Genomic DNA, 14,096 nt, shown 5'->3' on the forward strand with positions numbered 1-14,096 from the left:
ATTTGTTTTTTACTAAGCTTTCAGAGACGCCATATCGATGACGAAGCGATACTTTACATCGCTCTTTAAAATGCGTTCGTAGGCTTCATTGATCTTCTGAATCGGAATCACTTCCACATCCGAGACAATGTTTCTCTCGGCACAGAAATCGAGCATTTCCTGAGTTTCTTTGATCCCACCGATCAGCGAACCAGCGATCGACCGGCGACCGAAAATCAGGTTGCCGATGTTCGGCGAGGGATGCGGATGCTCCGGCACGCCGACCAGAACCATGGTGCCGTCCCGTTTCAGAAGCGAGATATAGGCATCCAGATTATGCGGCACGGAGAGCGTGTTCAGGATGAAGTTGAACGAATTCAGGTGAGCTTTCATTTCGCCTTCGTTCTTGCTGATAACGACTTCATCCGCCCCCAGTCGCTTCGCATCGGCTACTTTGCTCGGCGAAGTGGTGAAGAGTACGACATGAGCGCCCATGGCATGGGCGAGTTTCACACCCATGTGTCCGAGGCCACCCAGACCGACGATGCCGACCTTCTGGCCCTTACCGACCTTCCAGTGATGTAGGGGCGAAAAGGTGGTTATGCCCGCACACAACAGAGGTCCCACGCCCTTGAGATCGAGTTTTTCGGAAACTTTCAGAACGAAGTCCTGATCGACGACGATGTGATTGGAGTAGCCGCCGTAGGTTTGCTTGCCGGGAAGATGCTTGTCGGGACTGTTGTAAGTGAAGATTTTCTCGTTATCGCAATACTGCTCTTCGCTGGCTTGGCAGCTAGGGCACTTCCGGCAGGAGTCGACCAGACAGCCGACGCCGACGAGATCGCCCTCTTTGAACTTTTTGACTTCCGAGCCGACCTTGGTGGCCCGACCGACGATTTCATGCCCAGGCACAACGGGATAGACGGTCGATTTCCATTCGTTGCGCGCCGTGTGAATATCCGAATGGCAAACGCCGCAATAAAGAATTTCGATTTGCACATCTTTCGGTCCCGGGTCGCGCCGTTCGAAACTGAACGGGGCCAGCGGGTTGGTGGCCGAAGGGGCCGCGTAGCCAAGAGTCTTGATCACTTTGCATTTCTCCGAGATTCAAAAACGGGTGCCTGATTATTCGCCGAGTAATGAGATTACACTCATGAGGTTCGATTCTTTCAGGGTCACCTATCCTTCACAGACTTGCAATCGAACCAATCCACGATATTCCTAGCTGTATGAACCTGAATGAACTTTGCGAACTCCTGACGACGGAAGCCGATAACGCCTTGCGGATCTTTTTGCCCAACGGCGAAGAAATTCCGCTGCATTTTCATGTGACCGAAGTCGGTTACGTTCAAAAGACATTCATAGACTGCGGCGGGACAGTTCGCCAATTGCAGAGCTGCCTTCTGCAGATCTGGGTGGAAAAGGATGTGGAGCACCGGCTGAAATCGAAAAAGCTGCTGGGGGTACTGGAAAAGTCGCTGAAGATCTTCCCGAGTTCGGATCTTCCGGTCGAACTCGAATGGGAATCGATTGCCGTCTCGCAGTATCCCCTCGATTTCGTGGCGAATTTGGGGGATAGCCTGATTCTGAACCTGGGAACCAAGCATACCGACTGCCTGGCCAAGGAAGTTTGCCTCCCCGGCAGTGGCTGTTGTGCCAATCCCGCCGAATGCCGCTAGATTTCAATTTTTCTTTTTGGGAGCGGGCTTCTCTCCCGGCTGCTCGTAAGCGAACTGGTCATCGTCCTTCAATTCCTTTTTCAGCCGATACAACTCGGTTTTCAATTTCTCAAACAACGCCGAATGCATGGGATCGCCCGCCAGGTTTTTCAGTTCGTTGGGATCTTTCACGAGATCGTACATTTCCCACTGATCGATCTTCCAAAAGTAAATCAGCTTGTGGGTTTCGGTTCGCACGCCGTAGTGCGCGCGGGTATTGTGATCTCCCGGATCGTGATAGTAACGGTAGTACATGCTAGTTCGCCAGTTCTTGGGCGAATCGCCGTTCAAAACCGGCAACAGCGAGATTCCCTGCATATCTTCAGGTACGGGTAGCCGTGCGATGTTCATAAAGGTGGGGGCGAAATCGGCATTGATAGCCATTTTTGAAGTCGAGATATTGGCTTTGGCGATACCGGGAGCTTTGATGATAAAGGGCATCTGCAGCGATTGCTCGTACATGAAACGCTTGTCATACATGCCATGATCGCCCAGGAAGAAACCCTGATCGCTGGTGTAGATTATCACCGTATTCTTCTCGAGATTGTTCGCCTTCAAGTAATCCAGAATCCGGCCGACGTTGTCATCGATGCTTTGAACGCACGCCAGATAGTCTTTCATGTAGCGCTGGTATTTCCATTTGTTGAGTTCATCCCCTTTGAGAGTTTTTTTCGCGCCGTCGACTTCGATTTCGACTTCCGTCGGTTTCACATTCAGCCATTGATTTCGGGCGGGGCCGGTTAGATCGGCCGGGGGGACCAGCTTTAAATCGCGCCGCGTGAGATCGTCGAAAACACGCTGCCGATTTTCCTTGATGGCGCTGCCGCGGGTGGCGTAGTCGTCGTAAAGGGTTGCCGGTTCGGGAATCGATTTATTGGCAAACATCTGCCGGTGCTTTTCATCGGGAATCCACTCGCGATGCGGGGCTTTGTGATGGCACATCAGAAAGAAGGGTTTATCCTTCGGCCGATTTTTGAGAAAGTCGAGCGACAAATCGGTAATAACATCCGTCACATAGCCCTTGTAGTTGTGCTTGCCGGTGGCATCGATGAGATCGGGGTTGTTGTAAACCCCTTGGCCGGGCAGGATGTTCCAGTAGTCGAAACCGGTCGGATCGCTGCCCAGATGCCACTTGCCGATCATCCCGGTGTAATAGCCCGATCCCTGCAAATATTTGGCCACCGTCGGCTGCGAGCCATCGAAGCGATTGAAAACCGGCACCCCATTGAGATGGCTGTACTTTCCCGTCAGAATGCAGGCCCGGCTGGGAGTACAGATCGAATTGGTGACGAAGCAGCGATCGAAGCGGACCCCTTCAGCCGCGATCCGGTCGATGTTCGGCGTCTGATTGATTTTGCTCCCGTATGCACTGATGGCGTGGGCGGCATGATCATCCGACATGATGAAGAGAATATTGGTTCGCGGTGGTTGTTCCTTCGCTTCAATCGGGAAGCTCAAGAACAGCAAAAATAGGACGGCTAATACTCGCATCGGCAAGACTCGGGGAGTGACTGTCAGGGCGATGAATTGTAACAGTTCGAGGCGGGCTCTGAAATAAATTACTTCAGCAATTGAATGTACGCCTGCCGGACGTCTTCCAGCGTGCCGACCAGCACGAACATCGAGAAAGAATAGTCGCCGGGCGGGAGTCCTTTTTCCGTGTGCTGGCGGTAGACGCAATTCCACTTTGTCACTTTTTCAGCCGGAAAGTAAAACCGGCCGTAGCTCGGTTTGCCGAAGCCTTTGGCCGACTGATCGGTGCCGAGAATGCCCATCGCAAACTTACCATCCGCAGAGGCCAAGGTTACCGGCAGAGTTTGTTCCCCCATCTCTCGACTCAGCGTTTCAAACTTATTCGATGCCGGATTGAACTTCCAGAATTGATCGAACTTGATCGGCATATAGCCGGTCAGCGCCTCGAACTGGCTGATGGCCGGTTGCTCCCCGATGGGTGTGGAGAAGGTCACCTGATAGGGAATGATGTGCGAATTGCCGCGATAGCCGAGTTGAACCCGCTTGGTGAGTATGTGATCCGAAAGTTTGGTCTTATTTAGGGCGGGATGCCCTTCGGATTTCTCTTCCGGAGTAAGCCAGAATGCCATACGAGTGATAGTCTGCAACTCGTTGCCAGACTTTTTAAGGAAGAGCAGTCGACTGGTGGATGTCGGCCCGTCACTATCTTTTCGACTGCCCGCCTCGGTGGGGTTGTAACTCTCCGCCCAGTGCGGGATCTTACCATCGCCGAAGCTGCTGGCCGATTGAAGTTGCCGTCCATGATCGGTGGAATCGATGAATTCCTGACCGTTCCACTTCAACGAGTGAATCGCCCCGGCCAGGCGATTGGTCGTGGTGATGACGATTTCCGAGGAGCCAGCTGGGGCCTTGATAATTGCATTCCCCTCCACGGTCTGCGACAGGCCGAGGGAGGGAATGCAAAGAAATAGAAATAACGTTCGCAACATGGATTGTGCAAAGCTTAGGAGATCAGTTCTTTAATCGGCTCGGCGCCTTCCACGCCGATCAGCTTCTGATCCAGCCCGGCGTAGAAGTAAGTGAGTCGTTCCGGATCGAGTCCCATCAACTGCAGGACTGTGGAATGCAGATGCTTCACGTGGAATTTGCGATCGACCGCTCGACTGCCGATTTCGTCGGTGGTACCGATGCTTTGACCGCCTTTGACACCACCACCAGCCATCCACATGGTGAAGCCGTAAGCGTTGTGATCGCGGCCGGATCCCTTGGCGTACTCCGCAGTGGGCTGACGGCCGAATTCACCACCCCAGACGATCAAAGTCGATTCGAGCAATCCGCGCTGCTTGAGATCGGTCAGTAGCCCGGCGATCGGGAGATCGGTTTCCCCGGCGTGCATGTTATGGTTAAATTCGAGATCGCCGTGGGCATCCCAGTTTTCGTCATTGTGGCCACCGCCCGAGTAGATCTGCACGAATCGAACGCCCCGTTCGACCAGACGGCGAGCCAGCAAGCACTGCTTACCGAAGTAGGCCGTTTTCTTGTTGTTCATGCCGTAAAGTTCTTTGGTCTTTTCCGTTTCCTTGGAAATGTCGACGGCCTCGGGAGCGGACGTCTGCATTTTGAAAGCCAGCTCGTAACTGGCGACTCGAGCTGTCAGAGCGTTGTTCTGGGCCTTGTTGTGATCGTCGTTGTATTCGCGAAGCGTATCGAGCAAGCGGCGCTGGCTCGCCTCGCTAATGTTCGCCGGGCGGGACAGATCGAGGATCGGGGCTCCTTCGCTGCGAAACATGGTTCCTTCGTAATAAGCCGGCATGTAACCGCTCGACCAGTTCTTAGCGCCGCTGATCGGGCCGCCCCGGGGATCGAGCATTACCACATAACCGGGCAGGTTTTCATTCACGGTACCGAGGCCGTAATTCAGCCAGGATCCGAGGGAGGGACTTCCGGAAAGAATCTTCCCGGTATTCATCTGGATCATGGCCGAGCCGTGGATCGGCGAGTCGGCGGTCATCGAATGAATGAAACCGATGTCATCGACATGCTTGGCCAGATTGGGAAACAGGTCGCTGACGTATTTGCCGCACTTTCCATATTGCTTGAACTTCCAGCGCGGTTCGACGACCCGGCCCTGGTTCTTGTGCCCGCCGCGCCCGAAGGTTTGGACGTCGATGGTCTTGCCGTCCATGCCGACCATCTTGGGCTTGTAGTCGAAGGTGTCGATATGGCTGGGGCCGCCGTACATATAGAGGAAAATGACGCTCTTGGCTTTGGTGGGAAGGTGCCCCTTTTTCTCGGCGAGCGGATTCTTATAGGGCGTTTTGCCATCGGCCGCGACGGTCTGCGAGGCGAAGAAGTCGTTCCCCAGCAAACCGGCCAGGGCACATCCCGTGAAGCCCGCGCCGCTTTCCCAGATGAATTCCCGTCTGGTCTGACCGCAAAAATTTTTCATAACTCTATTCTCCCTGATCGACGCATCGTCGATTCGTATTAGTCGAGGAAAACGACTTCGTTGAGATTCAGAACCACCAGACAGAATCGTCGAAACGCTTCGTCGTAACTCAGTTTGTCTTCTTTTTGCAAAGTCTCGATCAATTTCACCCCGCGGGCAATTTCCTTTTCGGTCGGCGTCCGCAAGAGGGCGTGCTGAAGGGCCTGTTTGACATTTTTCGGGGCATCATCACCCGACTCCTTACGGATCTTTTTGGCCAGCTTGTTCGCTTCTTCGTTAATGAAGTCGCTATTGAGCATGCCCAGAGCCTGGGAGGGCTGGGTCGTGGTGAAACGCACCGGGCAGGGGGAATCGGGATCGGGTGAATCGAATACATTCAATAGAGGAACCGCCAGCGAGCGTTTGATGTAGACGAAAACGCTACGGCTCGCCCCATCCTTCTCGTTGCTCTTGCCCCAACCGCTCCCGGGAACCGATTGGCCCTGGAAAACTTCCTTTTGCACTGGCGGATAAATGCTCGGTCCCTGGGTCTTCTCCAGATTCAGATTGCCGCAGATGGCCAGCAGCGTATCGCGAATTTCCTCGGCCGAGAGACGCCGCATATCGAAGTGCGAGAGCAGATCGTTTTCGGGATCGACCCGATCCATGTCGGCGGCGGGGGTGCTCGACATCTTGAAAGCGTTCGATGTCACGATTTCGCGTAACACCGGCTTCAGATGCCAGTTGTTTTTGACCAGTTCCCCAGCCAGCCAGTCGAGCAGTTCGGGATGCGTTGGCGGCGTACCCTGATAGCCGAAGTTGCTGGCGGATCGAACTATGCCCCGTCCGAAGGAATATTGGAAGAGCCGATTCGCCATCACGCGGGCGGTTAACGGATTCTTCGGGTCGGCAATCCAGCTGGCCAGGACTTTTCGTCGGCCGGTCGTCTTGGCATCCTTGGGAACTTCGGGGAAATTCGGTTTGGCATCCGTCAAAACTGAGGGAAAACCAGGTTCTACCTTGGCACCTTTAGCGGCCGGCATGCCGCGGATCAGAATGAAGGTATCGCGCGGGGTGCGACCTTGCTCGATCACGGCCATCACCGGTTCCCCGCCTTCAGGCGGGTTCTTGAGCAGTTCTGCCCGCTCTTTCAGGAACTTCTCGTAGCGTTCGGATTCTTCCTGGGTGACGTACTTTCCAATGTACTTGGCCACAATGTGAGCCCGGTTAGCTTCGTATTTGAAATCGTCTTTTTCACCCGCAACCAGCTGGGAACCGACTTTGGTTTCCAGAGCTTCGATCTCGTTCTTCAATTCCAGAAGCTTCTGTTCGTAAGCCATCTGGTCGAGTTTTTTCTTCTTGGGATTTTTCGGATCGTTGCGCGGCGGTGCCGGTGGCGGCTCTACCTTCCCATTCACGAAATGACGTATCCCTTCGGGGCCGTTGCCATAGCCGTTGACGCCGTGGAAGAACGCCAGGAAACTGTAATAGTCTTTTTGGGGCATGGGATCGATCTTGTGATCGTGACAACGGCAACATCCCAGGGTTAACCCGAGGAAAGTTTGCCCGGTGACGGAGACCATATCGTCCAGTTGTTCGTAGTAGGACAGTTCGCGGTCGGCCGGTTCATCGTCCCAGAGACCCAATCGTAAAAAGCCCGTCGCTACCAGGGAATCCCGAGTTACTTGCGGAAGTTCGTCCCCTGCGAGCTGTTCGCGAATGAACTGATCATACGGTTTGTCTTCGTTGAAGGACTTGATGAGGTAATCGCGGTACTTCCAAGCGTAGGCTTTCGCGCCATCCCGCTCGAAGGAGTTCGTCTCGGCATAGCGTGCCAGGTCCATCCAGTGCCGGGCCCAGTTCTCGCCGTAGTGCCGGGAGGCCAGCAGGCGATCAACTATTTTCTCGTAGGCATCGGGCGCAGTGTCTTTGACGAAATTTTCGACATCGCTCTGGCTCGGCGGCAGACCAGTCAGTGCGTAATAGATGCGTTTGATGAGAGTGATTTTGTCGGCGGATTTAGCAGGTGCGTATCCTTTACTTTCGAGCTTGGACAGGATGAAAGCATCAATGGGGTTGGCGACCCAGGCACCGTTTTTGACCTTGGGAACTTCGATCTTTTCGACGGCCTTGAAGGACCAGAACGCTTTGGCCTTGGCATCGACTACCGGCGGGCCGTGAGCCGTGCCCGAAGCAATGCCTTTCTTATCGCTGAAAGGCACCTTCATTTTGACCCAGGCAGCCAGAGTGTCGATCTGTTTCTGACTCAGCTTGCCCTTCGGGGGCATTTTCGTTTCGCCTTCGTACTTCACTACTTCCAAAAGTAAACTGGTATCCGGCTTCTGCTCGTTGAATGCCGAGCCGTTGTCACCCCCTTTGAGAAGATCTTCCCGGGTGGTGAGATTCAGACCCCCTTTGATCTTCTTTTCGCCGCCATGGCAGGAGTAACAGTTCGATTGCAGGATCGGCAGAACTTCTTTTTCGAAAAATTGCTTCGGTTCGGGCTGGGTATCGGCGGCCTGCACGGGGCGGTAGGTCCAACCGAGCCAACTGAACGAACTGATCGCGCCCGCGAGCAGCAAAAAGTGCTTGAGTTTTCGCATGATAAACCACATAAAAAGACGGGTCTGTGAAGCCAACCCGGTCGGTGGGAATAACATTAGCTTATCCCGTCGTAACGAGTTAAGCAATCGGTCGGTGCAAATTCCATAATCTATCTGATAGCGACACCGCCTATATAAATGATAATTCAGTATTTTTCGTAATCAATGCCGCAAATCGACAAGCAGATATCGGAAACCGACCTCCGCAATAAATCGAGCACATATTGGTCGATCCGCGCGGATGCCACCGACGACCGGGAATGGCTGGCCAACGCGCCCATTTGCGAAGCGCTCAGTCACTACCATATTTCGCATCTGGGATACGCAATTGCCCGGCCGCCGTTTCGCATCGTTCGGGCGCACCTGCAGGGAAGCTACTTTTTGACCAGTTATACCTCCAATGGCCGGGTGCTGGTGGATGGCCGTTTTAAACCGGTGAAGTCGGGTCAGGCGTTTCTATTGCCGCCGGGTACGATGCACGCTTTTCATTCGGTGAAAAGCGGCTCGGCCGATGGCAATTGGGCATTCTCCTGGGTCCGTTACCGCGAAGTGCCGGGTCAGACGCCGATTGCCGCAGCCAATTCCCCGATTCTGGCCGATTTCGATGGGGTGAGCTTTAAGCATGCGATCCTGGGCTTGCACCACGATTGTCAGGAGAACACGCACCCGGCCAACCAGCGCCGCTGGATTGAAATCATTCACCAGTGCGTTATTGATTTCGCTCAACCGGCGAAGATGGACGAACGGCTCTGGAAGTTGTTTCAAAAAATCGAAAATTCGCTCGCGGCGGAATGGTCCTGCCCGGCCATGGCTGAGGAGTGTCATATTGGGGAAAAGCAACTCGAACGTCTTTGCGTCCGCGAGTTGGGTCGGACACCGCGACAGCATTTGATCTGGTTGCGAATGCAGCGGGCCGCGGAATTGCTGACCTCCGGCGAAGCCAAAATCGCTTCGGTCGCGCATGCCGTGGGCTATCAGAATGCGTTCGTTTTTTCGTCCACGTTCAAGCGGGTCATGGGCTGGTCCCCGTCCGAATACCCTGGCCGCAAGTAGCACTTAGCGTTTTTTGATCGGCCCGAAGACAACCCGTTCCACTTCCGGGATTTCCGCCAGCTTTTCCGCCAAATCCCAGGCGTAACTCAACTTCTCGACGCGCCCGCTGATGACCGCTTCTCCGCGGCGAAAATCGATGCTCAATCCGAGAGCGCGGGCTTCCTTCCTTAACGTTTCGAGACTGTTATTCTTGGGCGCAATCGGCGCAGGTGACTCTGCCTGATCGATCTCCGGTTCCCCCAAAGTGACCGAAGGTTTCTGAGCCTGACGGTTATCCTCGGAATCCTGCATCGAGACCGGCCGGGAAATCGACTTGGGAGGGTCGGGTGTTCCCCAACTCGCTTCCGCGTCGGCCTTCTGCTTCTGCCGCAAGCGAACTTCGGCCGCTATTTCATTCGGAGTGGTATCCGCCGGGGCCTGGACTGTGCATTCGTTAATGACCGAGGCGATATTGGGTACGCTTTTCAGTGTGGTATCGATCAGATTCAGCAGAGCTTGATCCGGAACCACACCCCAGACGGTTGCGACGCGATCCTTCACGGAGACGCCGATATTCAGCTTGGCCAACTCGGGCTTATCCTGCAAGACACGCTTAGCCTGATGGCTCAAACGCCAGTCGGTCACGGAGAAATCGGTCAGGCGAAAGGGGAGTTCCCAGGCGGAGACCGGCGCAGCGTGCAGTAGAAGAATTGTAATGCAGAATCCCTGTAGGATTCGGATGGGTGACATCACTTTCTCCCTGGGCGTTTGTAATAATTTCATTGTCTCCGCTTTGCGGAACGAAATGAATCAAACTTGGGGAGAAAAAGGAATTAATGGACAAATTGTTGTTAAACGCTGACGGGAATAACGAGGAATCGCATCGGGTAAAATAGTCCGCTGGACTGTTAATCCGGTTGCTTCAACGGCAACTGCAGAACGAAAGTCGTGCCAGTGCCCACCTCGCTTTGCACGATTAGATCGCCATGATGTTCCTGGAGTATTTTTTGCGAGACCGGCAGACCTAAACCCGTTCCTCGGGAACCTTTGGTGCTGACGAACGGCTTGAAAATATCGACGAGCTTCTCCTTGGGAATCCCCGGCCCGTTATCCTCCACCCGGATTTCGATCTTCTCATCGGAGATTCGGCTCAGAGTAATTTTGACGCGCGGATTGGCTGTTTCCTCCACGGCATCGATCGCATTACCGGCGATGTTCAAAAGAGCCTTGTGAAGACCATCCGGATCAAAAGGAAATTGGGGAAGCGCCCGATTCGGTTCGAACTGAAAATCGACGTTCAGTTCTTTCGCCCGCCCCTGCAGCAGTTCGTAAACCTCTGCGCAGAGAACGTTGATGTCGGAATTCTCCAACTGGGGGTCGCGCGGCTTGGAGTAGCTGAGCATATCCATGACCAGATCGTGGATCTTCTTCTGGTTTTTTTCCACGAGTCGCCAGCCCTGACTCAGCATCGTCTTGTCGTCATCTTTCAGGCCGCTGCGCACCATATCGCTGCCGAACATCACCCCCTGCATGATGTTTTTGACGTGGTGCGAAATGGCGGCGATGGTTTGGCCGATCCCGGCGAGACGTTCATTCTGCAGCATCGCTTGGCGATAACGGGTATCCTCGATGGCCAGAGCCGCCTGATGGGCCAGGGCAATGGCGAGCGATAGATGTTCCTCCGTGAATTTGACGGTTTGCCCCGGCACCCCATTGGATTGCGTCACCAGAAAGAGTACCCCAAGCGTATCGTGCCGGCCCGTCATCGGCACGCAGATCACTTCACGAAGTCTGAAGCGAGCGATGCTCTCCCCATGCTGGAAGCGCTCGTCCTGCTCGGCATCGCTGAGCAGGATGCCGCGATCTTCCCGGAGAACATATTCCATGATCGTTCGGCTAAAACTGACCTTTGAGTCGATTTCCTGGCCGTTGCGACGCCGTATGGCCTTCGGTTCCAGTTCGCCGGTTTCGCCGCGAAGCATCATGCAGCCTTCATCGGCTTCGATACTCCGGAATATCAATTCCATCAGATGCTTGAGGAGATCGTCGATATCCACGATTCGGGAAATCGCCTGGCTGCTATCGTACATCACACTCAGATTAGCCAGTCGTATCTTCAACCCGGTACTGTCGATTTGCGAGGGCTGCTTGAAAAAGCGGGTGGCCTCGGAGGCAGGGATGCTCCGCACGATATGCGTCAGCAGGCTATCGCTGCCGGATTTGGCTTCCATCTGAAGCTGCAGGGTGGAGCGGCCGATGGCAATGCGGTCTCCGGGCTGTAAGAATATGTCCTGAACTTTTCGACCATTAACTGTGGTACCGTTGGCGCTGCCGGTATCGACGAGGCGGATCCCGGCGGGTTCCATGCGAATTTCCGCATGTTTTCGGGAAGCTTCGGAATCGTTGAGGCAGATGCCGTTGGTTCGATCCCGACCTATGCTGATAAGAGCCTGGGTCAGTTGGAAAAGTGTTCCCGAATCGGGCCCGTCGATAGCCAGCAGATTTGGCATGGAGCCGTCTCAACTCATTTGGAATTAACTATCAGACGTTATATGTCCCAGTCGGAACGTTATCACGATCTGGATGCACTTCGGGCGTTCGCCATGTTCCTGGGCCTCTGGGTTCACGGCTTGCTATCGTTTACCGATATGCGAATTCCGTTCTGGCCCGTGCGGGATGCAAAAACTTCTTTCCTGGCCGATCTGTTCATTTTCTACATCCACGATTTCCGGATGCAGACTTTTTTTCTGCTCGCCGGGTTTTTCGCCGCGTTGCTCCACTCCCGCTACGGTTTGCGGGGAATGCTGAAGCATCGGAGTGTGCGAGTGCTGCTGCCGTTGATCCTGGGAATCCTGCTGATCAATCCGCTCCTGCAGTACCTCTGGCTAATCGGTGATCTCGATGCCTTGCGATTCGTCATGCCAGGGCAGGAGATCCCGGAAATTCCCAGCGACAGCTTTGTCTACGACCACTTTTCCACGGGACGATTTGCCCGTTATCTTTTCCCGCATTACCTCTGGTTCCTCTACTTTCTCTGCTTCTTCTACGCCTTGATGATTCCGATACTCCTGGTTGGTAAGTCGAGTCCCGGACGTTGGATTGTCGATCGACTGACGAATCTTCAGCGGTACATCCTGCAAAGAACCTGGCTGATTCCCGGCCTTTTTTTGATCCTGCTGCCTTGTCTGTGGCAGATGGATAAATGGGCGGTGGATACTCCCAACGGCTGGCTCCCCTCGCTCCATCTGTTGGGTTACTATTTTCTCTTTTTCAGTTTCGGCTGGATTCTCTTTGCCCAGCGGGAACTTCTTCCGGTCGCCTCGAAGCACTGGCGGATTTATCTGTTGGTGGCCCATTTTCTGGTGTTTCCCCTCTATCTCGCCTGTGTGCTCACAGGACTCGACCAGATGAAACTGGCCCAGACCGATACGTCCGAGTTTTTGGGGACCAAACTTCTGGCTCAGATCACCGGAGGAATATTTACCTGGCTGATGATCTTCGGACTCATGGGTTTATTCCATTATCTGTTTTCGAAGCCCAATCGCTATGTTCGCTATCTGGCCGATTCCTCTTATTGGTGTTACGTGGGGAGTCTGGTGCCGTTGATCGTTTTGCAGATGCTAATGGCCCGGGTGGACTGGCCCCTTGCCGTCAAAGTTTTCGTCGTCCACGCTGGGGCCTTGGCGTTCCTCTTGTTCACCTACGAATACTTCGTCCGTTATACCGCTATCGGAGCTCTTCTGAATGGTCCGAAAAAACGAATTAGCAGCTCTCCGGAGCCGCAAAGGGAATTGCGATAGTTTTTTTCATTAGAAGTTTCCTTCCGAGAAAATTAATATCATCACTCTACGGTTTTTTCACTATTTACATGGCCAGCGGAATGACAGGTGAGTACCGCTCGGCTCTGGTAGGTACGGGTTGCCAACTCCCAGGGCGAGTCTTTACCAACGATGAATTCGTCGCCACCATCGACACCTCCGACGAGTGGATTCGCACGCGCACCGGTATTCGGGAGCGCCGGTTCGCGCTGCCCTCGGAAACCGCCTCCAGTCTGGGCATCGAGGCCGCCCGCAAAGCCCTGGAAAACTGTCAGCTTACCGGCAATGATCTCGATTTGATCATCTGTGCCACGGTCACGCCCGACATGATGACCCCGGCTACCGCTTGTCTGCTTCAGTCGGCTCTCAAATGTCGGCACATTCCCTCGTTCGATCTTACGGCCGCCTGCACCGGATTTTTGTACGGCATGTCGGTGGCCGATCAGTTCATTCGCACCGGAACCTGCCGCAACGTATTAGTAGTCGGTACCGAAATCCTTTCCAGAGCGATCGATTTCTCTGATCGCAACAGCTGCATTCTGTTCGGCGATGGCGCGGGAGCCGTCATCCTGCAAGCGACAAAGGAACCTAATCGCGGCATTCGCTCGGTGAACCTGTTTGCCGATGGGGAACGCCAGCGTTTCATTCAAGTGCCCGGGATGGCCACTATAACGCAGCCCGGGGAACAGCCCATCAAATATCTCCAGATGAACGGGCGGGAAGTGTTTAAATTCGCCGTGCAGCGCATGGTGGAATTGATTCACCACGCAAATGAAGAGGCCGCCAAACTGGGGACGCATATCTCGATGCTGATACCGCATCAGGTGAATCAGCGCATCATCGATGCCGCTTTGGAATCGACCGGTTTCCCAGCCGATCGGGTGATGGTGAATCTGGATCGATATGGAAATACCTCGGCGGCCTCGGTGCCGATAGCCTTGGATGAGGCCATTCGAGAAGGGCGGGCGAAGAAGGGCGATACCGTTTTACTGGTGGCGTTCGGCGGGGGACTCACCTGGGGAAGTTCGGTCGTAACGCTTTAGAA

At 54.3% G+C, this 14,096-nt stretch carries 11 protein-coding genes; 4 read left to right on the forward strand and 7 right to left on the reverse strand.

Translation table 11 applies throughout. The annotated features are described in order from the left end of the window. Positions 1 to 12 precede the first annotated feature (12 nt). A complete protein-coding gene (locus KIH39_RS00310) occupies positions 13 to 1,068 on the reverse strand; it encodes an NAD(P)-dependent alcohol dehydrogenase (protein ID WP_213497290.1) in 1,056 nt (351 codons plus the stop codon). A 140-nt stretch (positions 1,069 to 1,208) separates the two neighbouring features. Here KIH39_RS00310 and KIH39_RS00315 point away from each other — a divergent pair, with 140 nt between their 5' ends. Further along, a complete protein-coding gene (locus tag KIH39_RS00315) occupies positions 1,209 to 1,658 on the forward strand; it encodes a DUF6428 family protein (protein WP_213497291.1) in 450 nt (149 codons plus the stop codon). 3 nt (positions 1,659 to 1,661) lie between these two features. On the opposite strand, the gene KIH39_RS00320 is transcribed toward KIH39_RS00315, so the two are convergent. The 4 genes from KIH39_RS00320 to KIH39_RS00335 form a co-directional block, all read right to left on the reverse strand. After that, complete coding sequence (locus KIH39_RS00320; RefSeq protein WP_213497292.1) at positions 1,662 to 3,188, reverse strand: sulfatase family protein; 1,527 nt, start codon at positions 3,186 to 3,188, stop codon at positions 1,662 to 1,664. 68 nt (positions 3,189 to 3,256) lie between these two features. Then, the gene (locus KIH39_RS00325; RefSeq protein WP_213497293.1) at positions 3,257 to 4,159 is read right to left on the reverse strand and encodes a hypothetical protein; all 903 of its coding nucleotides are present in this window, start codon (positions 4,157 to 4,159) and stop codon (positions 3,257 to 3,259) included. Between the two features lie 14 nt (positions 4,160 to 4,173). Beyond that, complete coding sequence (locus KIH39_RS00330) at positions 4,174 to 5,619, reverse strand: DUF1501 domain-containing protein (RefSeq protein ID WP_213497294.1); 1,446 nt, start codon at positions 5,617 to 5,619, stop codon at positions 4,174 to 4,176. A gap of 38 nt (positions 5,620 to 5,657) precedes the next feature. After that, a complete protein-coding gene (locus KIH39_RS00335) occupies positions 5,658 to 8,258 on the reverse strand; it encodes a DUF1549 domain-containing protein (RefSeq protein WP_213497295.1) in 2,601 nt (866 codons plus the stop codon). Positions 8,259 to 8,366: 108 nt separating this feature from the next. Between KIH39_RS00335 and KIH39_RS00340 the strand changes: the two genes are divergently transcribed. Next, a complete protein-coding gene (locus KIH39_RS00340) occupies positions 8,367 to 9,254 on the forward strand; it encodes an AraC family transcriptional regulator (protein WP_213497296.1) in 888 nt (295 codons plus the stop codon). 3 nt (positions 9,255 to 9,257) lie between these two features. Here the strand turns inward: KIH39_RS00340 and KIH39_RS00345 are convergent, their stop codons facing one another. Next, positions 9,258 to 9,983, reverse strand: a complete 726-nt coding sequence (locus KIH39_RS00345; protein ID WP_213497297.1) for a BON domain-containing protein — start codon at positions 9,981 to 9,983, stop codon at positions 9,258 to 9,260. A 158-nt stretch (positions 9,984 to 10,141) separates the two neighbouring features. Then, positions 10,142 to 11,743, reverse strand: coding sequence for an ATP-binding protein (locus KIH39_RS00350; RefSeq protein ID WP_213497298.1), 1,602 nt, complete (start codon positions 11,741 to 11,743; stop codon positions 10,142 to 10,144). 42 nt (positions 11,744 to 11,785) lie between these two features. On the opposite strand from KIH39_RS00350, the gene KIH39_RS00355 reads away from it, so the two are divergent. Both KIH39_RS00355 and KIH39_RS00360 read left to right on the forward strand, forming a co-directional pair. Beyond that, positions 11,786 to 13,033 carry an acyltransferase family protein gene (locus tag KIH39_RS00355; protein WP_213497299.1) on the forward strand — a complete coding sequence of 416 codons (1,248 nt, stop codon included), beginning with the start codon at positions 11,786 to 11,788 and terminating at the stop codon, positions 13,031 to 13,033. Between the two features lie 68 nt (positions 13,034 to 13,101). Next, positions 13,102 to 14,094: a beta-ketoacyl-ACP synthase III gene (locus KIH39_RS00360; RefSeq protein ID WP_246539440.1), complete on the forward strand. Its 993-nt coding sequence runs from the start codon at positions 13,102 to 13,104 to the stop codon at positions 14,092 to 14,094. Positions 14,095 to 14,096: the final 2 nt, after the last annotated feature.

The sequence above is a fragment of the Telmatocola sphagniphila genome (assembly GCF_018398935.1).
In the GTDB taxonomy this organism is placed as follows: domain Bacteria; phylum Planctomycetota; class Planctomycetia; order Gemmatales; family Gemmataceae; genus Telmatocola; species Telmatocola sphagniphila.